Raw genomic sequence first — 24,253 nt, 5'->3', positions numbered from 1 at the left:
GCGCAGCCTCAAGCAACGGTGGCTAACTCGCGGCCCCACAGGGGCCGCGCTCGAGCGCGCCAGCGCTCCAAAAACACAGCCTCAAACCCCCCGGGACCACCTAAACCCCCGTGGCTTTGCCCCACCAAACCGCCGGGAACCGCCGCCCCCTACTTCACCGCGATAAAGGTCAAAACCGTTCCCCCGATACGGATTACATCCCCATCAGCCAGCAGAGCCCCGCTGTCGATCGGCGCCTCGTTCACATAAACCCCGTTGGCCGAGTGCAGATCCTTGATCAACAGTCCGGCCCGGCTGGGCATAATATGCGCGTGATAGCGACTGGCCTTCGGATCATCGAGAACCAGTTCATTATCGGTCATCCGCCCGATCCTGATGCCGCCGTGGGGAATCGGGAGCGTGCGGCCGTCGACGAACCGCAAATTCCCGTTGCGGATCGACTGCGGCACCTCGGTGACAGTCTCGGTCATCGCCGCGGCGACCTGGTCGGATCGCCTGGACGCCAACACATTCAACGGTTCCTGCCGCAGAACCCGCTGCTCCAACTCGATCAGCGCGGAACCGGGATCGATACCCAGCTCCTCGGCCAACACCCCACGCACCCGCCGACACGCTTCCAACGCATCGGCTTGCCGCCCGGACAGGTACAACGCCGTGATCAACTGCCCCCACAGCGGCTCACGGAGCGGATGCTCGTTGGTCATCGACACCAACTCGCCGATCACCGAAGACGCACGCCCGCAAGCGATTTCAGCGTCCACCCGCGCGGACGCGGCAAGTAGCCGTTCCTCGTTCATCGCCGTGGCGAACCCGTCGGCGAACTGCAACCCGGCCAGGTCGGCCAGCGCCCGTCCACTCCACTCCCGCAGTGCCGCACCGAAAAGATTGGCCGCGCCGGGATGGTCGCCGACATCGAGACACCGCGAACCGGCTTCGCGCGCACTCTCGAAACGGCCGAGATCGCAAGCGGTATCAGGGATTTCGAGTCGGTACCCCGCGCCTTCGGTCCGCAACACCAGCGCGGAATCGATCCCCGCGTTGCGCAAGGCCTTGCGGATGTTCGACACGAACACCTGCAGGCTCGCGGCGTAGGAATCGGGCGGATCCTCGTTCCACACCATCTCCGCCAGCACAGCGGAAGACACCGCGCGCCGTCGGTTGACGGTGAGCGCGGCGAGGAGGGCGCGCGGCTTGGGCCCGCCGACCGCTACCGGCTCGCCGCCGACGAGCAGTCGAACGGGCCCGAGCACACGGACATCAAGACTCATGAGCTCGGGCCCCGTTTGTTCGATACGAGAATTCAGGAACCGCTGACCGAGCGACCGGCCGACTTGAGGTCGTTGCAGGCCTCGGTCACGCGCTCGGCCATGGAGATCTCGGCCTTCTTCAGGTAGCTGCGCGGGTCGTAGACCTTCTTGTTGCCGACCTCGCCGTCGACCTTCAGCACACCGTCGTAGTTGGTGAACATGTGGCCGGCGACCGGGCGGGTGAAGGCGTACTGGGTGTCGGTGTCGACGTTCATCTTCACCACGCCGTAGCGCAGCGAGTCCTCGATCTCGGACTTCAGCGAGCCCGAACCACCGTGGAACACGAAGTCGAACGGCTGCGAACCCTCGGGCAGACCCAGCTTGGCGGCCGCGACGCGCTGGCCCTCGGCGAGCACCTCGGGCTTGAGCACGACGTTGCCCGGCTTGTACACACCGTGCACGTTGCCGAAGGTGGCGGCCAGCAGGTACTGGCCGTTCTCGCCCGCACCCAGCACCTCGATGGTCTTCGCGAAGTCCTCGGGGGTGGTGTAGAGCTTGTCGTCGATCTCGGCCTCGACGCCGTCTTCCTCGCCGCCCACGACACCGATCTCGACCTCGAGAATGATGTTGGCCGACTTGCAGGCCTTCAGCAGTTCCTTGGCGATCTCGAGGTTCTCGTCGATCGGGATGGCCGAACCGTCCCACATGTGCGACTGGAACAGCGGCAGACCGCCCAGGTTCACGCGCTCCTGCGAGATCGCGATCAGCGGACGCACGTAGGTGTCCAGCTTGTCCTTGGGGCAGTGGTCGGTGTGCAGCGCGATCGTCACGTCGTACTTGGCGGCCACGACGTGCGCGAACTCCGCCAGCGCCACCGCACCGGTGACCATGTCCTTCACACCAAGGCCCGAGGCGAACTCGGCGCCGCCGGTGGAGAACTGGATGATGCCGTCACTGCCCGCGTCGGCGAAGCCCTTGATGGCGGCGTTGATCGTCTCCGACGACGTGCAGTTGATCGCCGGGAACGCGAACGAGTGCGCCTTGGCCCGGCCGAGCATCTCGGCGTAGACCTGCGGGGTCGCGATAGGCACAGCAGTGACCTCCGTGTTGTGGGGAGCAAAAAACCAATTCTGTCAGGCCACACCCTAATTTAGTAGACGAGTGCGAGATCACCCGGTCGTGAGGTTCACCCGCGGGGCACTCATGTCACAGATCGGACCGGTACTGTGGGGGCCGTGACTTTGCTGGCGGTATCCGATGCGGTAACGAACAACCTTGCGCTGACGCAGTTGCTGGACCCGATGTACCTATTGCAGGAGACCTGGCTGAAGAACGCCGTTCTGCCTGCCATTCTGGCGATTGTCTTCATCGAGACCGGCCTGCTGTTCCCGTTGCTGCCGGGTGACTCGCTGCTGTTCACCGGCGGCATGCTCGCCGCGCAGGAGAACCCGGTCGTGTCGATCTGGTGGCTGGTGCCGTTGGTGATTCTCACAGCGTTCCTCGGCGACCAGTGCGCGTATTGGATCGGCCGCAAGATCGGCCCGGCCATCTTCAAGAAGGAAGACAGCCGCTTCTTCAAGAAGCATTACGTCACCGAGACGCACGAGTTCTTCGAGAAGCACGGCCCCAAGACCATCATCTTGGCCAGGTTCGTGCCGATCGTGCGCACGTTCATGCCGGTGCTGGCGGGTGTGTCGCAGATGAGCTACCGCAAGTACGTGGCGTTCGACATCGTCGGCGCGGTGCTGTGGGGCGGCGGCGTGACGGTCATCGGCTACTTCCTGGGCAATGTGCCGTTCATCCGCGAGCACGTGGAAGCGATCTTCCTGCTGATCGTGTTCGTGTCGATCCTGCCCGCGATCATCACGGTCGGTAAGAAGGTGCTCGAGCGCCGCAAGGCACCGGTGGTCCCGGCGCCCAACGGCGAGCTGGCGACTTCGACGAACGAGACGCACTGATCGCTGTGACCGCAGTACCGTCGACCCTCCTCGCCATGGGCAGCTTCGAGCCGCTGATCTCAGCAGGCCCCGCTGTGGTCTGGGCGGTGGTGCTGGTATTCGTGTTCCTCGAGTGCGCGTTCATCATCGGGCTGTTCCTGCCCGGTGACTCGATGCTGATCACCGCCGGCATCGTGCTGGCCTCGCACGCCAATGGCGAAGCGCAGGTGTGGGCGCTGTCGGTGGGCACGATGCTGTCCGCGATCATCGGCAATCAGGTCGGCTATATGGTCGGCGCGCGTACCGGGCATCGCCTGGTCGCGCGCAAGAACGGCCGATATATCAACACCAAGAACTTGGCCAAGGTCACCGATCTGCTGCAACGGCACGGGTTCTTCGCGGTGCTGGTCGCGCGGTGGATTCCGTGGGTGCGCACGCTGTGCCCGATGGTGGCGGGCGCGGCCGGGATGGACCATCGCAAGTACACCGTGGCCAGCACGATCGGCGCGATCATCTGGGCGCCGGTGCTGCTGCTGATCGGGTATTACGCGGGCGAGTTCCTCGAGCAGGTGCCGTGGTTGATGCCCGCGGTGATCTGCACGTTGATCGTGGGCCTGATCGTGGGCACCGCGCTGGGGCTGCGGCACTACCGCCAGGAGATGTCCAAGCCCGAAGAGGAATTCCTCGAGCCCAGCATCGCGGGCGATACCGAGCGCTGATTCACAGCCCGGCCGCGGTGACCTGGTAGGCCGCTTCCATCAACATCCAGCCCGATAATTGCACCGACAGGTCGCGTTCGGGCACGGCCGAGGCGGTCACCGAGCCGCCCGCGGTGAACTTGCCCGCGCCGGACGTGCCGCCGGGTAAGCGTGCCGGTTTGCTCCAGTCGTAGCCGAACAGCGGCTCGCCTTCGACCTCGAGGCGGTTGGCCCAGGCCGCGGTGGCGGAGGCTTTCACGATCGCGGCGCAGCAGCGTCGAGCGGTTTCCTCGGCCTTGCCCTCGCCGGGCAGCATCAGCGCGACGACCGCGAGGTAGCGGGCCAGGATGCCGTTGAACAGGCCGCCGTCACCGCCGCCGCCACCGGAGATCACCATGCGGGTGGTCATGTGCTCTTCGACGGCGTCGAGCAGGGCGATGACCCGCTGCACGTGGCGTTCGTCGTCGGTGTGCACGGCCAGTTCGGCTTCCAGGCCGAGCACTACACCCTGGCAGTAGGTGAACACGGGGCGTTCGATCTCGCCCGAGGGTAAGTGGATGCCGTCCAGGATCAGGCCGGATTCCGGGTCGCGCAGGGTGGCGTCGAGCCAGTCGGCCATCTGTTGCGCGCGTCCGACGTGGCCCAGACGCAACAGGGCGATGCCTGCGGGGCCGTTGGCGGGGGCGTTGAAGAAGTCCGATTTCATCCGCCACGGGATGCCGCCGCCGACCTCGGGATCCCAGGCGCCGTAGAGCTTCTGTTCCAGGGCGACCAGGCCGCGACGAGCATCGGTGAGATCCAGGGTGCGTTCGGCGCGTTCCAGGGCGATGGCCAACCAGGCCATGTCGTCGTAGTAGCGGTTGGTCCAGCCGGTGATATTGCGTAACCGGATGGCACGGGCGATCGCGCCGATGCGTTTGCGGCGGGCCGGGGTGGGCACGCGGTTGGCGGCGTCCACCGCGACGTCGAGTAAGTGCGCCTGCCACCAGTAGTGCCAGCCGGCGAAGGCTCGTTCGCGACGGGTCGCGGGCCAGCCCACCACACCCAATTCCGTTCCGGGACAACCCCACAGCATCCGCAGATGCCGCGAGATGATCGCGGACTCGGCCATATCGGCACGCTCGGACCACAGCGCCGCAGTGGGCACCGATCCGGCACGATCTGCGGGCTGGGGGCGCCGGCCGCTGCGCGAGGTCATGACCCCATGGTGCCAGGTGGCACCGACATTCCGTGCTCGTTCCGTTACCAGGCCACCGACAGGTCGGCGTGTTGGCGAATCCAGGCGTGCATGGCGATGCCCGCGGCCACGCCCGCGTTGATGCTGCGGGTCGAGCCGAACTGGGCGATCGAAACCGTCAGCGCCGCTGCGTCTTTCGCGTCGTCGCTCACGCCGGGGCCCTCCTGACCGAACAGCAGCAGGCAGTTCTTCGGCAGGTCCGCGGTCTCCAACGGGACCGCGCCGGGCACGTTGTCCACGGCCACCACGGTCAGCCCCTCGCGCGCGGCGAACTCGCGCAACTCGGCGAGGTCGGCGTGGTGCATCAGGTGCTGGTAGCGGTCGGTGACCATCGCGCCACGGCGGTTCCAGCGTCGCTTGCCGATGATGTGCACCGCGGCGGCGGCGAAGGCATTGGCGGTGCGCACGACGGTGCCGATATTGGCGTCGTGGCCGAAGTTCTCGATCGCCACGTGGAACGGGAAGCGGCGGGAGTCGATGTCGGCGACGATTGCCTCACGGGTCCAGTACCGGTAGGCGTCCACGACATTGCGGCGGTCGCCCTCGGCCAGCAGGACCGGGTCGTAGCGTTCATCGGTGGGCACCGGGGTGTCGTATTCCTGCGCCCACGGACCGAGGCCGTGCGGATGCTCGCCCCACTCGGTCGGGCCCGCGACCTCTGGTTCATTCACCCGACAATGCTAGGCGGACGCCGCGCTACCCTGGAACTGGGTGGTGAGCCGGATGGATCATGCGCGGGTGATGCGGGCATTGGCCTGGGTCGTGGCGGGGTATCTGATCGCGCTCGCGGTGTGGTTGGGGTGGCTGGCGCCGCACGCGCCGCCGGGGACAGTGCCCTATCAGGTGATGATCATGGTGGGACTGTTCGGGACGGCGTGCGGGGGCGCGGTGACGTGGGCTTCGATGCCGACCCGGGCGGATCGGCGGTTGCGCAGGCACGGGTTGGAGGGGTGGGCGCGGATCGAAGGGGTGCATCCGTTGGGGCGCACGGATCATGCCAGTGAGATGACCGAGTTGGATGTGGAGCTCACGGTGCCGGGGGCCGACACGTACAGCGGGACGATCGTGGTGGATGTGATGCCGGTGGACAAGGCGAGAATAGTTGTCGGACAGACTGTTCCGATTCGCGTCGACCCGCAGGATCGGGATCGGATCATTCTGGTGCTGTGAAGGCTTACGCGGGTGACGATCCAGCGACCTGCGGGGCTGTGGACTCCGGTGACGATCCAGCGACCTGCTGGGGTGTGGGCTCCGGGGTCGCTTCGAGGGTGGGTAAGCCGACGATCGGGCGGCCGCGACGCAGGGTGCGCTGCCAGCGCAGCGGATCGAACACGGCGGGGTCGGTTTCCTCGATGAACGAGCGGATCAGCTTCACGAAACGGTCGGGATCGAAATGATGCGGGAAATGGCCTGCGCCCGCGAAGATTTCGATGCGACTGCCGGGGAAGGCGCGGTGGGCGCGTTCGGCGTGCCCCGACGGGATGACGGTGTCGCGGGTGCCGCCGATGACCAGGGTCGGCAGGTGGGCGGCGAGGTAGCCGCGGTCGAGCATGGTGATGGTTTGGCCGCGGCGGTCGGCGGCGGCGCGGATGGTGCGGAGGAAGGCGTTGCGTGCGCCGGGGTCGGCCAGGTGGCCGTAGAGGCGCAGGACGTATTCGGCGTCGGGGCCCAGGCCCAGGCCACCGGCTGCGGTCACCACGGGGACGGCCGCGCGGACGGCGGTGCGGACCGGCCAGCTCGTGATCGCCATCAGGGCCGGGCCCGCGCCTGCCAGGGTGGCGAGGCGGAACGCGGGGTGCACGCCCGCGCCCATTCCCGCCGGGCACACCAGTGCTATTCGCTCGACCTTCTCGGGGAACTGGTAGGCGAACTGCATCGCGACGCCGCCGCCCAGCGAATGGCCGACCACGGTGATCCGGTCGATGCCGAGGACGCTGAGCAGGTCACGCATGCCGTTGGCGTAGGCGGCCACCGCGTAGTCGGCGCGGGGCTTGGCGGATTCGCCGTGGCCGAGGAGGTCGGGGGCGATGACGGTGTAGTGCTCGGCTAGCGCGTCGAACACGGGTTCCCAGGTTCCTGAGCTGTCGGTGATCCCGTGGATCAGCAGCAGGGGTGGGCCGGTGCCTGCCATGCGGAACGCCCGGCGATACCCGTGCACCTCGATGAACTGCGTTTCCCCGCTCATCTAGGAAGCGTGCGCGCGCGGTATTTCATCGCGACAACACCAAAGTAAGCGCCATGTGACGCGCTGTATCAGAAAGTGTTCCGGGGCGGGACGGTGAGCAGATACTGAGCGGCCGCGTAGGTCGCCAGGATGGTGCCTTCGGTGAGGCGGCGGGTGCGGTCGGTTCGGGCGAAGAGGCGGCGCGCGACGATCAGGGCGTCCGAGATCGTGAACAGTAGGGCGCCGACGCCGTAGCGGCTGCGGGGGTCTGCGTTCGGAATGTTCACGCCCGCAAAGGTTTTCGCGTCGGGTGCGAGGGTTGGGTCCGAGGCGAGGGTTGCGGCGGTGCCCAGGGTCGCGCCGTAGGTGGTGAGCGGGAGGGCGAGGTTGGGGGCTTTGGCGCGGAGCAGCGCGGCCACGCCCAGCCAGGCCACTACGCGGGGGACGGCGATGTCGGGGCGTGGGCGGGCGCCGCGCTGCCACCACAGGATCGAGTAGCCGGTTTGCATGACCGCGAACGACGAGGCGCCTGCGATGAGGCGGCGGTCGTCGTCGGGGTCGAGCAGCAGCACGTCGCCGACGGTGGCCGCGGCCAGCGAGCCGAGCAGGATCGTGCGCTCGGTCGGGACGAGGTCGCCGTTGGCCACCGAGTCGGCGGCCAACAGCGGCATCAGCAGTGGCTTGGCGACCCATTGCAGGCGGTCGCGGCCGGTGACAGCACCGAACACGGTGACTGCCGCCGCCGTGACATAAGCGGCGCGCAGTCCTCGCATGTCAGAAGCTCGGTTCCTTCGGGGCGGGCGGAAGGGTGACGACCTGGCCCGCGTAGCTCAGACCCGCGCCGAAGCCCAGCAGCAGCGCGACCTGGCCGCCCTTGGCCTTGCCGGTGACCAACATTTCCTCGATGGCCAGTGGCACCGAGGCGGCGGAGGTGTTGCCGGTGTTCTCGATGTCGTTGGCGATGGGGACCTCGTCGGCCAGGCCCAGGTTCTTCTTCATCAACTCGTTGATCCGGGCGTTGGCCTGGTGCGGGATGAACACCTCGATGTCCTCCTTGGCCACGCCGGAGCTGTCCAGCGCCGCCGACAGGGCGCGCGGAAGAGTGACCGCGGCCCAGCGGAAGACCTTCGGGCCCTCCATCCGCAGCGACATCTGGCCGACCGGCTCCACGGCGGGATCGGTGCCCTGCATCTGCTGCGCGCGCTGCTGGAACGCCAGGAAATCGATGTCCTGGGCGATGGCCTCGGCGTTCTCGCCGTCGCTGCCCCACACCGTGGGCGAGATGCCGTTCTCCTCGGCCGGGCCGACGACGACAGCGCCCGCACCGTCACCGAAGATCATCGCGGTGCCGCGGTCGGACTTGTCCAGGCCGACGGTCATCGTCTCGGCGCCGATCACCAGCACATAGTCGAACGAACCCGCGCGGATCAGATCGGCGGCAACGCCCAGGCCGTAGCAGAAGCCACCGCAGCCGGAGGTGAGGTCGAACGCGGCCACACCGTTGAGCCCCAGGTCCGACGCCACCGAGGGCGCGCCGTGCGGGGTGAGCTTGAGCCAGCTGGAAGTGCACAGGATGACCGCGCCGATCTTGGTGCGATCGATCGGGGTGTTGTTCAGCGCGCGCTCGCCGGCGGCCGTGGCGATCGACTGGATCGTCTCGTCGCCGCTGATCCAGCGCCGGTTGTGGATGCCGGTGCGATCGAAGATCCAATCCGGCGTGGAGTCCAGCTGCTCGCACACTTCGGCATTGCTGACGATGCGTTGCGGACGGTAGGCACCGATCCCGAGCATCGCGACATTGTCGCGACCTTTGTTTACTGCAATGCTCACCACAGGTGACTCACACGTCCTTCAGACATTCCGGACAGACCACGTCGTCGTCCGGGTTCGGCGTTGTTCAGGCTAACCCAGCGCGAGATCATCGAGACCGAGGATGGATCGATATTCCAGCCCCTCTTCGGCGATCACCTGGTCAGCACCGGTTTCCCGGTCGACGACGGTGGCCACACCGACCACGATCGCGCCCGCGTCACGCAGCGCGCGCACCGCGGTCAGCGGCGAATTTCCGGTGGTGGTGGTGTCCTCCACGACCAGCACGCGCTTGCCCACGATGTTGGGGCCCTCGATCTGACGCTGCATCCCGTGCGCCTTGGCCGCCTTGCGGACCACGAACGCGTCGATCGGGCGACCGGGCGCGTGCATCACAGCCATCGCGACCGGATCCGCGCCCATGGTCAGACCACCGACGGCGTCGAAGTCCCAGTCACCGACCAGTTCGCGCAGCAACGTGCCGATCAGCGGGGCGGCCTGGTGGTGCAGGGTCGCGCGGCGCAGGTCGACGTAGTAGTCGGCTTCCTTGCCCGACGACAGCGTCACCTTGCCGTGCACGACCGCGAGCTCGCGCACCAGCGCCGCCAGCTGGTCGCGATCGGCCTTCGTGAGCGACTCACGTGCCTGGTCGATCATCTGAGTCATGTCCTTCCGCGTGCGTTGAAGAGTCCGCGATTGAGTCGGGTCACCAGGGTCCGCGGGACGAACCCCGCGACCGCGGTGAGCAGTTTGTACTGCACGCCGGGCACGCTGATCACCCGACCGGAGTCCAGATCGCGCAGGCACCCGTCGACCACCTGATCGACATCCAGCCACAGGCGCTGGGGCAGCGAACTCATCTCGATGCCGGCGCGCTCATGGAACTCGGTGTGCACGAATCCGGGGCACAGCGCTTGGACGCGAACACCGGTGCCCACTAATCCACCCGCTAAACCCTCCGTGAAGGATACGACGTAGGCCTTGGAGGCCGAGTAGGTCGACCCCCGTCCGGGAATCAGCCCGGCCACACTGGCCACATTCACGATCGAACCGGCACCCGCGGCGACCATCGCCGGCAGCGCGGCTCTGGTCAGCTGCAGCACCGAGGTGACGTTGACGTCGAGCTGGGCCTGCAGTTGCGCGGGCTCGAGCGTCCAGAACTCGCCCGAATGCGCGAAACCCGCGTTGTTGACCAGGAATTCGATGCCCTGCGCGGCCCGTTCGGCCACGCGTGCGCGGTCGTCGTCGTCGGCCAGATCGGCGACCAGGACCTGCGCCGATGTGGCGAATCGGCGGGCCAGTTCGTCGGCCAGCTCACGCAGGCGGGCTTCGTCGCGGGCGACCAGGACCAGGTCGTAACCCAGCGCCGCGAGACGGTGGGCGAAGCCGCGCCCGATGCCGGACGTCGGTCCGGTGATCATGGCGACGGGGCGGTGGACGCCGGGCAGGCGCAAGGGACTGTCGGTCATCGCGAGATCGATTCCGGTTGTGCCGCGACGGTTACCGTCGCGGCGGGTGGATCACTTCGGCACTGGGCCCTGGTACGGGCGGAAACCCGGGTGGAAGGGGCCGCCCGGTTGGCCGGGTTCCGCGTCGTCGAGGGGGGCCTCGGTGCGTGCGCGGGGTTCGGGGACTACTGCCAGCGACGGGCGCTTCGGGGGTTCTCCGAGGGGGCGGCGGCCGGGGGCTGGTTGGTCCTCGAACTCCGGGTCGTCGAGGTCGGGGTCGTAGTCGGCGGGTAAGGCGGGAGCTCGGCCGAGGGGGGCGCGATCGTCGCGGGCGGGGGTGCGGGGCTCGTCGTCGTCAGCGAAGCGGGCGGCGGGGGCCGAGGAGTTGTCGAAGCGGGACGCGTACGGCTCGTCGTCGGCGAAGCGGGACGGGTAAGGCTCGTCGTCTTCGGACGCGCGCGACGGGGCGTACTGCTCGTCGCCGGACAGGCCACCGGCGTAGGGCTGGTCGTCGTCGAGTTCGTCGGGGCCGGGGAAGCGAGCACGCCCACGTTCCTCGACATCGGCGAATCCCTCACGGCCCGAAGCGAATTCGCGGTCGTCGTCTTCCTCGTCGTACTCGGGACGGAAGCCCGGCGCGAGGTTGGCGCTGGAACGCGGACGCGTGAACTCGTTGGGCTCGGCCACCGGCGGCAACACGTGCAGCAGCCCGGACAGCCGCAGCACCACGTCGATCGCGGTCTCCCAGTCCTTGGACGTACTGCCCACCGGCAACATGCCCAGCGTCCAGTTGCCCTCGCTCCACAGCATCTGCACGGTGTCGGACAGCGATTCGATGAAGCCGACCATCCGCTGATCCACCGCGTGCCGCGCGATCTCGGGATCGGTGGCGAACACCACCCGGTCGCCGATGGCGCCGAGCAGTTCCAGATCGTGGTCCTTCGGCGGGGCGGCGGTTTTCAGCCGCATGTCCACGTCGATCTCGGAGCCGATCTGGCGGCGCACGGCCACCAGGGTCGCGGCGTCTTCCAGGTCGAAGAGCACGAATTTCTCGCCCTTGCGAATACCGGAGACCACGTCGACCGCCGAGAGGTAACCGAGCTTGGCCAACGCGCCACGGCGCCACGTCGACGCCAGCGCCGGCTCCACCGACACGTAGGTGTAACCCTGGGACTTCGCCCACACCTGTCTGGCGTGTCCGGTGCGCTGCCGCTGGACCCGATCGAAATACAACAGGACGACCGCACCCACGAGTGCGATCGCTGCTAACCCGAACCACATAGCCGTCATCGTCGCCTAGCCTATCCAGCCGTCGCCGTGATTGCCCGGTAGCACCGGGGATTGGACGCGCGGGTCGCTCATCGGGGGCCGCCCGGTAACGCCGTGGAGATGATGATCTTGGCGTGGATCGACCCGTCTGGGTTTTTGTCGCCCTGCACCATAACCATGTCGCCCACCGGTAGCTCGCTCGCCTTCGTGCTGGTCAACGAGATCACCTGCGTCGCATCGTCGATCAGCACCCGAACATCGGACCCGCCCAGCGTGCTCATGGTGATCTCGGTGCCGGTGTTGGCGGTGATGCTGCCCATCGTGGCGCCCAGATCCTCACCGCCGCCAAGTCCTGGCAAGCCGGGTATCCCGCTGGTGCTCGGCGAGGTGCCGGGGGTGGTGGGTTTCATCGTCGGTGGGACGAGGAGTTGGCTGGTCGACGGCGGTGCGGCGGTGTTGTCTTCGGAAGAGTTTCCGCTCAGTACCAGCCCTGCCAGCACGCCGCCGACGGCGATCAGAGCCAAGATGCCAATACCCAGCGCGATCCATAAACCGGTGTGGCGCTTGGGCGGTTCTTGCTGGTTACCGTCCTGCGGCTGCGGTGGCGGCGCGGCCTGGTAACCCTGGTCATAGCCGGGCGGCGGTGCCTGCTGCGGTGGAGGTTGTGCTGCGGGATAACCACTTTCGTAACCACCCCACTGCGCGTCGTGCGGGGGCAGCGCCTGCGTCGGATTCGACGGTTGACCCCACTCGTCGAACGAACCGGCCCCGTACTGCGCGGTCGACTCGGTGCCCGACGAACCCAGCCGTTCGGTCGGCGCGTCGTCCGGGCGTTGCCACGGATCCTTGGGGTTCGTCATGGGCTCCAGGGTAGGACAGGCCGGTGCGTTTGGCAGGCCCCTACGCACCGGCCTGTGGATAAATTCCCTAGCTGTGGATAACTTCGCGTTCGACCACGAGTTTGTCGGTGGCGTTGTCCACACTGACGTTGACCGTGTCACCGTCGGCGACCGCACCGGAGAGGAGTTCCTTGGCCAGACTGTCCCCGATCGCCTGCTGGATCAGCCTGCGTAGCGGCCGCGCGCCGTAGGCCGGGTCGTAGCCGCGCACGGCCAGCCACTGCTTGGCCTCCTCGGTGACGTCCAGGGTCAGGCGACGCTGCGACAGCCGTTTCTGCAGCTGACGCAGGTTGATGTCGACGATCGATTCCAACTGCTTGGCGTCCAGCGCATGGAACATCACCACATCGTCGAGCCGGTTGATGAACTCCGGTTTGAACGCCCGACGCACCGCCTCCATCACCTGTTCACGATCGCCACCGGCGCCGAGATTGGAGGTGAGAATCAGGATGGTGTTGCGGAAATCGACCGTGCGACCCTGACTGTCGGTGAGCCTGCCCTCGTCGAGAACCTGCAACAAGATGTCGAAAACGTCCGGGTGTGCCTTCTCGATCTCGTCGAACAGCACTACCGAATACGGCCGCCTGCGCACCGCTTCGGTGAGCTGACCGCCCTGGTCGTACCCGACATATCCGGGCGGCGCGCCGACCAGGCGAGCCACCGAATGCTTCTCGCTGTACTCGCTCATGTCGATGCGCACCATGGCGCGTTCGTCGGCGAACAGGAAGTCGGCGAGGGACTTCGCCAGCTCGGTCTTACCCACGCCCGTCGGGCCCACGAACAGGAACGACCCCGTCGGCCGGTTCGGGTCCGCGACTCCGGCACGCGCCCGACGCACCGCGTCCGACACCGCCTGCACCGCTTCCTCCTGCCCGACAACGCGCCCCGCGACCTCGGTTTCCATCCGCAGCAGCTTGGCGGTTTCGCCTTCCAACATCCGCCCGACCGGCACACCCGTCCAGGCCGAGACCACGTCGGCGATGTCGTCGGGAGTGACCTCCTCGTTGAGCATCATGTCGCCGGTTGCCGCTGCGCCATTGGCCTTTTCGGCCGCGGCCAGTTCCTTTTCCAAGGCGGGGATCTTGCCGTAACGCAGTTCGGCGGCCTTGCCCAGATCGCCGTCGCGTTCGGCCCGTTCGGACTCCCCGCGCAAGGTTTCCAGCTGCTCTTTCACCCCGCGCACCGAGTCGATCGCGTTCTTCTCGTTCTGCCAGCGAGTGGTGAGCTGGCCCAGTTTTTCGCGGTCGTCGGCGAGCTCTTGACGCAGTTTCTCGAGGCGCTGCTTCGAGGCGGCGTCGGTCTCCTTCTCCAGCGCGACCTCTTCGACCTCCAGGCGACGCACCGCCCGCTCCACCTCGTCGATTTCCACCGGCCGCGAGTCGATTTCCATGCGCAGCCGCGAGGCCGACTCGTCGATCAGGTCGATCGCCTTGTCGGGCAGGAATCGCGAGGTGATGTAGCGATCCGACAGGGTCGCCGCGGCTACCAGCGCGGAGTCGGTGATGCGCACGCCGTGGTGCACCTCGTAACGCTCCTTGATCCCGCGCAGGATGCCGATGGTGTCGGCCACCGACGGCTCGCCGACCAGCACCTGCTGGAAACGCCGTTCCAGCGCCGCGTCCTTCTCGATGTACTTGCGGTACTCCTCGAGCGTGGTCGCGCCGACCAGCCGCAGCTCGCCACGCGCGAGCAGCGGTTTGATCATGTTGCCCGCGTCCATCGCGGAATCGCCGCTGCCGCCCGCGCCGACGATGGTGTGCAGCTCGTCGATGAAGGTGATGATCTCGCCCGCGCTGTTCTTGATGTCGTCGAGCACGGCCTTGAGCCGCTCCTCGAACTCACCGCGATACTTCGCGCCCGCCACCATCGCGCCCAGGTCCAGCGACACGACCTTCTTGTTGCGCAACGACTCCGGCACGTCACCTTCGATGATGCGACGCGCCAGGCCTTCCACGATGGCGGTCTTGCCCACGCCGGGCTCGCCGATCAGCACCGGGTTGTTCTTGGTGCGACGGCTCAGGACCTGCACCACGCGGCGGATCTCGGTATCGCGGCCGATCACCGGGTCGAGTTTGCCCGCGCGGGCCAGATCGGTGAGATCGGTGGAGTACTTCTCGAGCGCCTGGTAACTGGCCTCGGGATCGGCGCTGGTCACGCGCGCGCTACCGCGAACCGTGGCGAACGCGTCGCGCAACGCCTCGGGGGTCGCGCCGTGTTTGCGCAGCAGTTTGGCGATCTCGGAATCGCCTTCGGACAGCCCGACCAGCAGGTTCTCGGTCGAGACATACTCGTCGCCGAGTTCGGTGGCCAGGCGCTGCGCGGCGGTGATCGCGGCCAAGGCTTCACGGCCAAGCTGCGGTGTGGTGGTCGCGCCGGTCGCGCGCGGCAGTTTGTCGGCGATGTCGCCCGCCTCGCGTTCCACGGTCGCGGGGTCGACACCGATGGCTTTGAGCAACGGCGCGGCGATGCCGTCGGTCTGATCGAGCAACGCCACCAGCAAGTGCGCCGGACGGATCTCCGGATTGCCTGCGGCGGACGCGGCCTGCAGAGCAGCGGTCAGCGCCGCCTGCGTCTTGGTGGTGGGATTGAACGAGTCCACGAATCTCCTTGTGTGTGCCGGGTATCGACTTGTTCAACGCGGGTAGAGTTGAGTCTGTTCCGCTCAACTCTAGTTTTCTTCGGCAGACTTGCGATCCGCGTTTCACGGTACGCCGCGACACCACCGAAGACGATCAATCACCGCATGTCGGACGCCTATCCGCCTAGGATTGCGATGCCCGGCTCACCCCCGATGCGAGGAGTTCACCCCCTATGCGCGCGATCGTGGTTCAGAAGTTCGGCGCCACACCCGAGCTCGCCGATGTGCCCGTGCCCGAACCGGGCGCGGGTGAGGTTCAGGTGGCCCTGGACGCGGCGGGGGTCAACCCGTTCGACCTGAAAATGGCCGACGGAATACTGGAGGGCAAGATGCCCACCGACTTCCCGATGATCCTGGGCGTGGACGGCGCGGGCACCGTGTCCGCGATCGGGTCGGGCGTGAGCAAGTTCAAGGTCGGCGACAAAGTGGTCGGCAAATTCCTGACCGCGCCTGCGGGACACGGCAGTTGGGCGCAGTACGCCACCGTCCCCGAGGACGCGACGCTGGTCCCGATCCCCGACGGTGTCACCTCCGTGGCCGCGGCGGCGCTGCCCATCGCCGGTGTGACCGCCCAGGATCTGGTGGACGCGGCCGGAATCCAGCCCGACCAAACAGTTCTGATCATCGGCGCGACCGGTGGCGTGGGTTCCTTCCTCGTCCAACTGGCCAACATCGCAGGCGCGCACGTGATCGCCACCGCCCGCGCCGACGCCACCGACCAGGTCGCCCGCCTCGGCGCCTCCGAAACCGTCGACTACACCCAGATCCGCCCCGCCGACCCCAACTTCGTCGACCCGGACCCCGCCACCTACAAGGACACCAGCGTCACCGACGCCGTTCGCTTCACCCACCCCGATGGGATCGATGTTCTCTTCGACTTGGTCAGCGCGCCAGGGGATTTCGCCACTCACGCCACGCTGGTCAAACGCGGCGGACACGCCTACTCGACTACTTGGGCGGCTGACGAAGAGGACTTGAAATCACGCGACATCACCGGCGGAAACTTCCAATCCAAAGGCAGCTCTGCGGAATTGAGCCGGTTGCTTTCGCGGGTCGCCGCGGGAGATGTGGTTGTTCCGGTGCAAATGACTGTGCCGTTGGAGGCTGCACCCGCAGTGCTCGGCCAGGGCAGTGCACGCGGAAAAACCGTCCTCGCCATCTGATTCAGGCACGTCAACGGCACCGCGTAAGTTGTCCGATCATGAGCGAACTTCGACTTTCGGCGCCGTTCGACGGCCGCAAACCCGACGGCAAACCGGTGGTGAACCGGCCTGCGGTGGACTCCGACATCCAGGAGCAGGTGCTGTCCTACCTCGAGCACGCCCCGGTGGTTTTGAGCGCCCGCAGCTTCGACGCCGACGAGTTCGACCCGGCCAAACGCGACGTGCCGCTGAACTTCCACACCGACGGTGTGTTCGTCTGGCCAGGCGCGGTCCCCTACTACCTGCGCAAGTACGGCCTGCCGCCGGAGCCCGCGCTGATCCAGCACATCGCGAGCAGGGGGTTCGAGATCGGGGAGGTCGATGAGGGGGCTCGGGAGGCGGCGGTGCAGAAGGTGACCGGTTGACCTGTTCGGGGAATTGAGCTGTTCCGTTGGCAACGGAACAAGCCGATTATCCGAACATCGCGCTACGAGGTGCGATGCACTGTGGCCTTGGGGCCGGTCACCAGGCTGTTCGCCGGGACGTCCCTGGTTATGAAGGCGGCCTTCGGCGGGGAGTAGGGGCTACCCGCGGCACCCAGGCTGACCGGCGGGGTCCGGTTGGTCAATTGCCTGCCGAACCCACCACCTATACCATCAGATGCATGGCCTTGTTCGAGATCCGTGCCGAGCCGGAGGTAGTTGAGTGGTTGCGATCGCTGACTCCAGCCCAGCTGGCCCGAGTTGACGAGGTCGTCGGTTTGCTTGCCGAGGAAGGGACCGGCCTCGGCATGCCATTATCCCGGTCATTGGGAGACCGGGTGTGGGAGCTGCGCATCCATCTGCACCCGGTCGAGATGCGGTTGACGTACTGGTTTGCGTCCAACAACCGAATAGTCATACTGACGACGTTTCGCAAGACTCGTGACAACGAGCGACTGCAAGTGATGCGGGCAAAAGAAGCCCAGAAACTGTGTTCGGTCAACCACGACATCGACAAGGTAGACGCCTTGATCGACACAGCAAGGGAGGTCGAATGAATAAGGGCCACAATCGAGTCGCCGTTGATCCCGTCTTAGCGGCGAAGCGAGACACCGAGGAGTACCGCGCAGCCAGAGAGATCGCCAGAGTCGAAATCGCGCTCGGCCGGGCTGTTTTCACGCGACGCACTGCCTTGGGTATGTCGCAGACGGAACTGGCACGGCGTGCGCAGATGACTCAGCCCGCGGTCTCGCGTTTGGAGGGCGGCGGAGGTGGGGTGCCGACGCTCTCGGTGCTGGATCGGCTCGGACGCGCGCTCGGTGTCCGGTTCTCGGTCAGTGTCGGCGCGGATCCCGATACCGCTGAAGAGACCCTCGGACTCATCGCATAGAGGGTCGGGCTTCGTCGGGCTTCGCGATCACCGACTCGTATCGTTAGGGCGGAGATCGCGCTGGACGCAGGCGTGGCGTTGACGATCCGTGCGGTGGGGCGGCGTGATGAGCATCCCTGCACCCGGATGTTGGTTTCGGGGGATACTGGGGTGGGTTGCACCGTGTGGTGGGCCACATTGCGGCAAATTCGATAGAAACGGAGCTTGACGACGTGGATGCGCGTTCGCTTGCGCTGGTCCGCGCCGACTTCCGCGGGGTGGCCGAGACACCCGGTGGTTCCGAGCGGCTGATCAGCGCGTTCTACGGTCACCTGTTCGCACAGGACCCGCGGTTGCGTGAGCTGTTTCCGCCTGCCATGGACATGCAGGCCAAGCGGATCACCACCGCGGTGCAGTTCGTGCTCGACCATCTCGAGGACTTCGAGCGGGCCCAACGGTTCCTCGAGCAACTGGCCCGCGACCATCGCAAATACGGGGTCGAAGCCGACCATTACGACCTGGCCGGACGGGCACTGCTGGCCGCGCTGCGCACTTTTCACGGCAACCGGTGGACCAGGGAACTCGACGAAGGGTGGCGTGACATCACGCTGCTGATCTCGGCGTCGATGGCGATCGGGGCCAACGAGGACACCTCGCAGCCGTACTGGGACGCGACCGTGGTCGGGCATCGGCGGGTGCTCGATGATCTGGCGATCGTGCGGCTGCAGGCCGACGGGCCGATTCCGTTCAAAGCCGGGCAGTATGTGCCGGTCGCGGTGCCGCAGCGGCCCAACATGTGGCGCTACTTCTCCCCCGCTATTCCGGCCAACCCGTATGGCGAGATCGAATTCCATGTGCGGCGGATCAGCGGTGGCTGGGTGAGTCCGGCGATCGTCAACGACACCAAGGTCGGGGATCGGTGGAAGATCGCCGGGCCGCTGGGTGGGTTGCACGTGGATCGGGAATCGCAGCGCGATGTGCTGATGATCGGGTCGGGGACCGGGATCGCGCCGTTGCGGGCGCAGCTGATCGAGATGAGTCAGCGGGGGATCAACCCGCGCGTGCACTTCTTCATCGGTGGACGGTATCCGGGCGACCTCTACGACGTGGGCAATATGTGGCAGCTGTCGCAGTCCAACCCGTGGTTGACCGTGGTGCCGGTCTGCGCCGAGAACACCAATCCCTGGTGGTATCCCCAAGATTCGGGTGCCACGCCGCCCGGAATGCCGCGCCGGTTGGTCGGTAATCTGGGAGCGGTGGTGACCAGTTTCGGTGCGTGGTCGGACCGGCAGATCCAGATCGCCGGTTCGCCGTCGATGATCGCCGAGACCCGGCACGCGCTGCTGCGAGCAGGCACCCCGAGTGAGATCATCGCGTCCGACCCCGTCTGAGACTTCGCGAAAGAGGCTGATGAGCAACGCTTTTCCCGACCCCGCATGGACGGCGACCGTGGTCGGACACCACCGATTGCGCCACGACCTCGCCGTGATCCGGCTGATCGGCGACTTCGTGCCGTTCGAAGCGGGAGGCTCGGTGGAAATCGAGGTGCCGCAGCATCCGGGCGTGCGACGACGGTTCTCCCCCGCGCTGCCGCCTTCGCTGGACGGCAAGCTCGAATTCCATGTGCGGACGGTGCCGGGCGGGTGGTGTTCGAGTTCGATCGTCACCGACACCAAACCGGGTGATCAGTGGCGAATCAACGCTCCCCATGGGGTTTTCGCGGTGGAACCCGATGCTGTCGAATTGGTGATGATCGCGGGCGGGACCGGGTTGGCGCCGATGCGGGCGCAGATTCTGGAGCTGGCTCGTCGCGATATGCCGCCGCGCACGTATCTGTTCGTCGGTGGGCGCTCGCCGCGCGACCTCTATGCCAACGACATGCTGTTCCTGCTGGCGGGCGAATTGCCTTGGCTTTCGGTGATTCCCGTTGTGGAGAGTCCGGATGATCCTGCGGTGCGCGATGAATGGTATGAGCAGACCCGCTCCGATATCGGTTTCGGGCCCGAGGAAATGCTGCACGGGACGCTAGCTGACGTGGCCGCAGCGCACGGTCCGTTCACCAAACATCAAGTGCTGGTGTGTGGTTCGCCAGCGATGGTTCGCACCACCGTCGACCGCCTGATCGAATCGGGCACTCCCCCGGCCAACATCGTTTCCGAAGGTGCCTGAGGGGCCCGCGTCTCCGCGCAATGACGGGGGATACAAGTGATCCGCCGCGCCGCTGTAGCTTTGATCGCAACAGCGATGCTGACTTCCTGCCAACTCCTCACCGATTTGGATCAAGATACGAGTCCGGGATTGCCGAGAGCATTCGGTGCGCGCATGACGGACGGAATATTGCATATCTGGACAGGACCGCAATGTCCTGAGCAGGATCGCTTGTCATTTCTCTTCGATCGAAACAACGCTACCTACTTGGTGCTGGCCTCCGAACGACCAGAGGGAGCCGACATCGAGTATCTGACCCTCGGGCCAAATCCGGGCTGGCGAATCATAACGCCGCTCCCACAAGGGTTCGACTGGAAAACTCAGAACGAACTGACTCTGATGGGAGAATCTACTGACATTCCGACAGTTGTGCGGGAATCTACCGCACACCCGAATGATACCTACTGGTTCCAAGATGTCGGCTGGCTGAACCCCACCGAGGTTGCCGCGCTGAATGGAAAGACATTCCTCACGCTCTGCTCTCCGGACCCGCGTGACCCGACACCGACACCGAGATAGCGCAGACTATCCGTCAGGTGACAGGACCTCTTCGAATCGCCGCCGCTCCGACACGAGTGTTCACCGTTCTCTGAGTAGGTTCAACGCCCACCGCCTTGTGGTCGGCTGATTCTCGAAACCAGAGGTCGCGTCGGGTCGATTGGGCTTGGTGCCCGCGGGAATGACGAGTCAGAACAACGGGTCGTGGCGGATTGATTGGGCTTGGGTTCCGGCTCCCGATGAACGCTCAGAACAACGGATCGTGGCGGATTGACTGGGCTTGCGTGCCTGCTGCCATCAAGCGGAACTTGGTGGTTTGGACCATGGATGGGGAGCCGACTATTTGGACGTCGCGGTCGGACCAGGGGCCGTAGCTGGCTACTACCTTGCCGATTTGGCCGGTCATGCGGGGTTCCAGGCCGGGTAGGTCGGGGTGGGGTTCGCCGGAATCGTAGTACCACCAGGGGTTTTCGTCACTTTCGGTGACGGGGGTGATGGTGAGCCATTTGTTGGCGATGGCCAGTTGGCTCAGGACCTGCAGGTCGTAGAGGTCGCAGGGGTGGTGGCCGCCGACGAACAGGTGGACCTTCGGGTTCACGCGGCGTTGGGCCATGGCCATGATCTGGGCGCGCAGGGGGGCGATGCCGGTGCCGCAGCCGACCATCAGCATTTTGCGTTTGGTGTTGCGGGGCACGCCGAGACCGCCCAGCGGGGAGCCGAGCAGCCACTGGTCACCGACCGCGGTGTGCGCGATCATCGCGGGGCTGACCCAACCGCCGAGCACGCTGCGGATGTGGAACTCGATCTCGCCGTTGGGGTTCGACGGGTTCGCCGGTGACAGGTACCGCCACATCCGTGGGCGCGACGGGATCTGCACGCTGAGGTACTGGCCCGCGGCGTACTGCATCGGTTCGTCGAGCTGCAACCGCACGACCGTCAGGTTGCGCAGCACCTCGCGGTGTTCGACCACGGTGCCCTTCCAGGCGGGCGGGGTCGTCTCCTTGTCGGCGGCGCTGATCATCGCGCCGCTGATGGTGGCCAGGCCCTCGTCCCAGGCGGCGGCGACCTCGTCGGTCCACATCTCCGTGCCCGCGAACTGTCGCATGGCCGACTTCAACGAGTTGGCCACGGCCACATAGTGAGCCGGTTGCACGCCGTACTTGCGATGGTCGCGCCCGAGCTGAGCCAGGAACGGCAGCAGCTGGTCGGGCTCCTCGAGGCGTTCGAGGGTGTAGGAGATCGCCTTGACGAGGCGGTCGCGCTGGGAATCCATGGCGGCCGGGAAGTAGTCACGGACACCGGGGTAGTCCGTGAACAGGATCGAGTAGAACGACCTCGACAGCTTCTCCGGTCCACCGTCTTCCGCAGCGACCGCCTTGAACGTAGTACGGATCAAAGCGACAGTCCGCGAATCCATATGTGTCACAACCTCGTTTCGCCATCGAACGCTAGCCGCGCCGGCGAGTGACGGGCTGGGAGGACACTCGTCAGCAGCCGATGCGAGAAGTCTAGGCGAGGTTTGCCAGCTTCGGAATCGTACTCTTAAACATCACGCGTGTAATTCTCGAAAACCAAGGTGCAGCTCATCTGTGTCCGCCTAAAACATACCTACAGACCGTTAACTGGGGGTGAATACGGCCTCACGATCGCTCAAAGTTCCTGACATACCAGGCATTTCACCACCAACGTCGCTGGTAGAGCGACTCCCCCGCTACGGCGCGATTGCGCCACGCTCCGACGCGCCGTGCCGTGACACGCGGGGCGGCTGCACCGGAGTGGCTGCCCGACAGCGCCGAATCACCCTCGCACCGACCCCGATTCAGCTTCGAGCCAGCTAACTTTTGGACATCCGCGGTGATAAATCCGCACCTCAGCGCCCTGCAGCGCAGTATCCGATCAGCGAGATCAGGAATAAGTGAGTTGCTGGACAGTCACCAGCGGGTCGCTCGGCATTGCCTCGCCGACGGCGACGGGCCCCCGATTCGCACCCGCGACAAGCGGATGTCGAACCGGAGGCCCGAGGTGAGACCGAACGTCAGCGGCGATGCCGCGGCTGCCACACCACCAGCGCGGTACTGCGCTGGGGCGGCGACAGATCGGGTCGATAACCCGCCCGCAACCGCTCCAACTCCGCGCTCATCTCGTCGACGCGATGCTGCAGCGCCTCGACCTGATTGGTCAGCTCGATGATGCGTTTGATGCCCGCGAGATTGACGCCCTCGTCCTGCGACAAGCGCTGCACCTCGCGCAACACCTCGACATCACGGGCCGAATAACGACGCCCGCCACCCGAGGTCCGTTGCGGTGTCACCAAACCCAACCGGTCGTAGGTCCGCAACGTCTGCGCGTGCATCCCCGCCAGTTGAGCCGCCACCGAGATCATGAAGAACTCGGCACGCGCGGCGGCATCGGACACGGAACTCGGATCGGCCGGGCTGCCTGCGCCCTCCCTGGTCACGCTGCGCTACCTCCTCCGGGCGCTGAGCCGACTGCGCGCATCACGCACCCGCCCATCCTCCGCGCGGTTCGAAACCACTGGACTTCTCCGCCTCCTGGTAACGCTTGAGCGCATCGGTGGCATCGGAATCCAGCGTTTGCGGCACCGCGACCTTCACCGTGACCAGCAGGTCACCGGCACCGCCCGCCGCACCGCGCTTGGGCACACCACGACCACGGACCCGCAGAATACGCCCGTCGGCAGTGCCCGGAGGCACCTTCACACCGACCCGACCATCCAGGGTGGGCACCGAAACCGTTGTCCCGAGCACCAATTCGCTGTAGCTCACGGGCAACACCAGGGTCAGGTCGTCGCCTTGACGGCCGAAGACCTTGTCCTGGCTCACGTGCACGGTGACGAACAGGTCGCCCGACGGCGCGCCGCGCAGACCCGCCTCGCCCTGCCCGGCCAACCGGATCTTCTGACCGTCGCTCACGCCCGGCGGAATCCGGACAGTGATGGTGCGCGTGCGGTTCTGGATACCGGTGCCCGAACAATCCGAACACGGGTCGTCGATGATCGTGCCGGTACCGCGGCAGTCGTCACAGGGCTCGCTGAAACCGAACGCGCCCTGATTACGGCTGACCACACCCGCACCATCACAGTGCGGGCACACGCGCGGGCTGGTGCCCGGCTTGGCGCCGCTGCCGTGACACGTGGTGCACGGCGACGGACTGGTCATCCGCAGCGGAACGGTCACACCCTGGGCGGCCTCCCGGAAACCCAGCGTCGTCTCGGTCTCCACATCGGAACCGCGCCGCGGACGCGACGCCGCCCGACCACCGCCACCGCGGTTGCCGAACAGCCCACCCAGCAGATCGCCCAGGCCGCCGTCGCCCGCGGCACCGGCGCCACCGGCTTGTCCGAAGATGTCGCCGATGTTGAAGTCCTGCGAGAACCCGCCGCCCGCACCGGGATTGAACCCGCCACCGCCGCCGTATCCTCGCCCGCCGCCGCCACCGCCCGCGAACATGCGGCGCGTTTCGTCGTACTCCTTGCGCTTGGCCGGATCCGACAGCACCGCGTTGGCTTCGCTGACGGTCTTGAACCGCTCCTCGGCCTTGGTGTCACCCGGATTGGAGTCCGGGTGCAGGTCGCGGGCCAGCTTGCGGTAGGCCTTCTTGATCTCGTCCTGCGAGGCGCCGGAGGAGACACCCAGCTCCTTGTAGAAGTCCTTTTCGATCCACTCCCGTTGGCTCACCGGGCATCTCC

The 24,253-nt window shown here is 66.3% G+C and carries 25 protein-coding genes; 10 read left to right on the top strand and 15 right to left on the bottom strand.

The features are described from left to right. Positions 1–149: 149 nt before the first annotated feature. A complete protein-coding gene (locus ACFWU5_RS24000) occupies positions 150–1,268 on the bottom strand; it encodes a BTAD domain-containing putative transcriptional regulator (RefSeq protein WP_379243851.1) in 1,119 nt (372 codons plus the stop codon). A gap of 32 nt (positions 1,269–1,300) precedes the next feature. Then, positions 1,301–2,338 (bottom strand): class II fructose-bisphosphate aldolase, encoded by a 1,038-nt coding sequence (fbaA, locus tag ACFWU5_RS23995; RefSeq protein ID WP_379243853.1) that lies wholly within the window; start codon positions 2,336–2,338, stop codon positions 1,301–1,303. A 210-nt stretch (positions 2,339–2,548) separates the two neighbouring features. Here fbaA and ACFWU5_RS23990 point away from each other — a divergent pair, with 210 nt between their 5' ends. Together ACFWU5_RS23990 and ACFWU5_RS23985 are read left to right on the top strand one after the other, a co-directional pair. After that, positions 2,549–3,205, top strand: a complete 657-nt coding sequence (locus ACFWU5_RS23990; RefSeq protein ID WP_379268987.1) for a DedA family protein — start codon at positions 2,549–2,551, stop codon at positions 3,203–3,205. 35 nt (positions 3,206–3,240) lie between these two features. Then, on the top strand, positions 3,241–3,903 hold the full coding sequence (locus tag ACFWU5_RS23985) for a DedA family protein (RefSeq protein WP_379243967.1): 663 nt from the start codon (positions 3,241–3,243) through the stop codon (positions 3,901–3,903). A 1-nt stretch (position 3,904) separates the two neighbouring features. On the opposite strand, the gene ACFWU5_RS23980 is transcribed toward ACFWU5_RS23985, so the two are convergent. Both ACFWU5_RS23980 and ACFWU5_RS23975 read right to left on the bottom strand, forming a co-directional pair. Next, positions 3,905–4,993: a glycoside hydrolase family 76 protein gene (locus ACFWU5_RS23980; protein WP_379243968.1), complete on the bottom strand. Its 1,089-nt coding sequence runs from the start codon at positions 4,991–4,993 to the stop codon at positions 3,905–3,907. Positions 4,994–5,124: 131 nt separating this feature from the next. Further along, positions 5,125–5,790 carry a TrmH family RNA methyltransferase gene (locus tag ACFWU5_RS23975; protein WP_379243855.1) on the bottom strand — a complete coding sequence of 222 codons (666 nt, stop codon included), beginning with the start codon at positions 5,788–5,790 and terminating at the stop codon, positions 5,125–5,127. A gap of 52 nt (positions 5,791–5,842) precedes the next feature. Here ACFWU5_RS23975 and ACFWU5_RS23970 point away from each other — a divergent pair, with 52 nt between their 5' ends. After that, positions 5,843–6,289: a hypothetical protein gene (locus ACFWU5_RS23970; RefSeq protein ID WP_379268981.1), complete on the top strand. Its 447-nt coding sequence runs from the start codon at positions 5,843–5,845 to the stop codon at positions 6,287–6,289. Between the two features lie 4 nt (positions 6,290–6,293). Here the strand turns inward: ACFWU5_RS23970 and ACFWU5_RS23965 are convergent, their stop codons facing one another. The 8 genes from ACFWU5_RS23965 to clpB all read right to left on the bottom strand — a co-directional run bounded on the left by ACFWU5_RS23965 (position 6,294) and on the right by clpB (position 15,307). Next, positions 6,294–7,304, bottom strand: a complete 1,011-nt coding sequence (locus tag ACFWU5_RS23965; RefSeq protein ID WP_379268979.1) for an alpha/beta hydrolase — start codon at positions 7,302–7,304, stop codon at positions 6,294–6,296. Positions 7,305–7,372: 68 nt separating this feature from the next. After that, positions 7,373–8,056: a lysoplasmalogenase gene (locus tag ACFWU5_RS23960; protein WP_379268977.1), complete on the bottom strand. Its 684-nt coding sequence runs from the start codon at positions 8,054–8,056 to the stop codon at positions 7,373–7,375. 1 nt (position 8,057) lies between these two features. Next, positions 8,058–9,116, bottom strand: coding sequence for a beta-ketoacyl-ACP synthase 3 (locus ACFWU5_RS23955; protein WP_379268975.1), 1,059 nt, complete (start codon positions 9,114–9,116; stop codon positions 8,058–8,060). A 69-nt stretch (positions 9,117–9,185) separates the two neighbouring features. Beyond that, complete coding sequence (gene pyrE, locus ACFWU5_RS23950; RefSeq protein WP_379243865.1) at positions 9,186–9,749, bottom strand: orotate phosphoribosyltransferase; 564 nt, start codon at positions 9,747–9,749, stop codon at positions 9,186–9,188. A gap of 5 nt (positions 9,750–9,754) precedes the next feature. Continuing rightward, a complete protein-coding gene (locus ACFWU5_RS23945; RefSeq protein WP_379268973.1) occupies positions 9,755–10,561 on the bottom strand; it encodes an SDR family NAD(P)-dependent oxidoreductase in 807 nt (268 codons plus the stop codon). 51 nt (positions 10,562–10,612) lie between these two features. Then, positions 10,613–11,830, bottom strand: coding sequence for a hypothetical protein (locus ACFWU5_RS23940; protein WP_379268971.1), 1,218 nt, complete (start codon positions 11,828–11,830; stop codon positions 10,613–10,615). A gap of 68 nt (positions 11,831–11,898) precedes the next feature. Then, positions 11,899–12,669 carry a DUF5666 domain-containing protein gene (locus ACFWU5_RS23935; protein ID WP_379268970.1) on the bottom strand — a complete coding sequence of 257 codons (771 nt, stop codon included), beginning with the start codon at positions 12,667–12,669 and terminating at the stop codon, positions 11,899–11,901. Positions 12,670–12,736: 67 nt separating this feature from the next. Further along, positions 12,737–15,307 carry an ATP-dependent chaperone ClpB gene (gene clpB, locus ACFWU5_RS23930; RefSeq protein ID WP_379243873.1) on the bottom strand — a complete coding sequence of 857 codons (2,571 nt, stop codon included), beginning with the start codon at positions 15,305–15,307 and terminating at the stop codon, positions 12,737–12,739. A gap of 212 nt (positions 15,308–15,519) precedes the next feature. On the opposite strand from clpB, the gene ACFWU5_RS23925 reads away from it, so the two are divergent. The 7 genes from ACFWU5_RS23925 (at position 15,520) to ACFWU5_RS23895 (ending at position 20,565) form a co-directional block, all read left to right on the top strand. Then, complete coding sequence (locus ACFWU5_RS23925) at positions 15,520–16,509, top strand: NADP-dependent oxidoreductase (RefSeq protein ID WP_379268968.1); 990 nt, start codon at positions 15,520–15,522, stop codon at positions 16,507–16,509. A gap of 38 nt (positions 16,510–16,547) precedes the next feature. After that, on the top strand, positions 16,548–16,913 hold the full coding sequence (locus ACFWU5_RS23920) for a hypothetical protein (RefSeq protein WP_379268967.1): 366 nt from the start codon (positions 16,548–16,550) through the stop codon (positions 16,911–16,913). A gap of 239 nt (positions 16,914–17,152) precedes the next feature. Then, positions 17,153–17,527: a type II toxin-antitoxin system RelE/ParE family toxin gene (locus ACFWU5_RS23915; RefSeq protein ID WP_379268965.1), complete on the top strand. Its 375-nt coding sequence runs from the start codon at positions 17,153–17,155 to the stop codon at positions 17,525–17,527. Continuing rightward, entirely contained in the window at positions 17,524–17,859 is a 336-nt protein-coding gene (locus ACFWU5_RS23910; protein WP_379268963.1) for a helix-turn-helix domain-containing protein, read from the top strand. The genes ACFWU5_RS23915 and ACFWU5_RS23910 overlap by 4 nt, the downstream gene beginning before the upstream one ends. A gap of 212 nt (positions 17,860–18,071) precedes the next feature. After that, positions 18,072–19,229, top strand: a complete 1,158-nt coding sequence (locus ACFWU5_RS23905) for an FAD-binding oxidoreductase (protein WP_379268961.1) — start codon at positions 18,072–18,074, stop codon at positions 19,227–19,229. Between the two features lie 19 nt (positions 19,230–19,248). Then, positions 19,249–20,007 carry an FAD-binding oxidoreductase gene (locus ACFWU5_RS23900; protein WP_379268960.1) on the top strand — a complete coding sequence of 253 codons (759 nt, stop codon included), beginning with the start codon at positions 19,249–19,251 and terminating at the stop codon, positions 20,005–20,007. 36 nt (positions 20,008–20,043) lie between these two features. Next, entirely contained in the window at positions 20,044–20,565 is a 522-nt protein-coding gene (locus ACFWU5_RS23895; protein WP_379268958.1) for a hypothetical protein, read from the top strand. Positions 20,566–20,791: 226 nt separating this feature from the next. On the opposite strand, the gene ACFWU5_RS23890 is transcribed toward ACFWU5_RS23895, so the two are convergent. The 3 genes from ACFWU5_RS23890 to dnaJ all read right to left on the bottom strand — a co-directional run bounded on the left by ACFWU5_RS23890 (position 20,792) and on the right by dnaJ (position 24,242). After that, entirely contained in the window at positions 20,792–21,961 is a 1,170-nt protein-coding gene (locus ACFWU5_RS23890) for a globin domain-containing protein (RefSeq protein ID WP_379268956.1), read from the bottom strand. 618 nt (positions 21,962–22,579) lie between these two features. Next, complete coding sequence (locus ACFWU5_RS23885) at positions 22,580–22,927, bottom strand: heat shock protein transcriptional repressor HspR (RefSeq protein ID WP_379268985.1); 348 nt, start codon at positions 22,925–22,927, stop codon at positions 22,580–22,582. A gap of 115 nt (positions 22,928–23,042) precedes the next feature. Then, complete coding sequence (gene dnaJ, locus ACFWU5_RS23880) at positions 23,043–24,242, bottom strand: molecular chaperone DnaJ (RefSeq protein WP_379243893.1); 1,200 nt, start codon at positions 24,240–24,242, stop codon at positions 23,043–23,045. Between the last annotated feature and the right edge of the window lie 11 nt (positions 24,243–24,253).

It is taken from the genome of Nocardia sp. NPDC058640 (assembly GCF_042716995.1).
GTDB lineage: Bacteria > Actinomycetota > Actinomycetes > Mycobacteriales > Mycobacteriaceae > Nocardia.
Note: the sequence above shows the minus strand (reverse complement) of the source record. Positions and strands in the feature narration are given on the sequence as shown.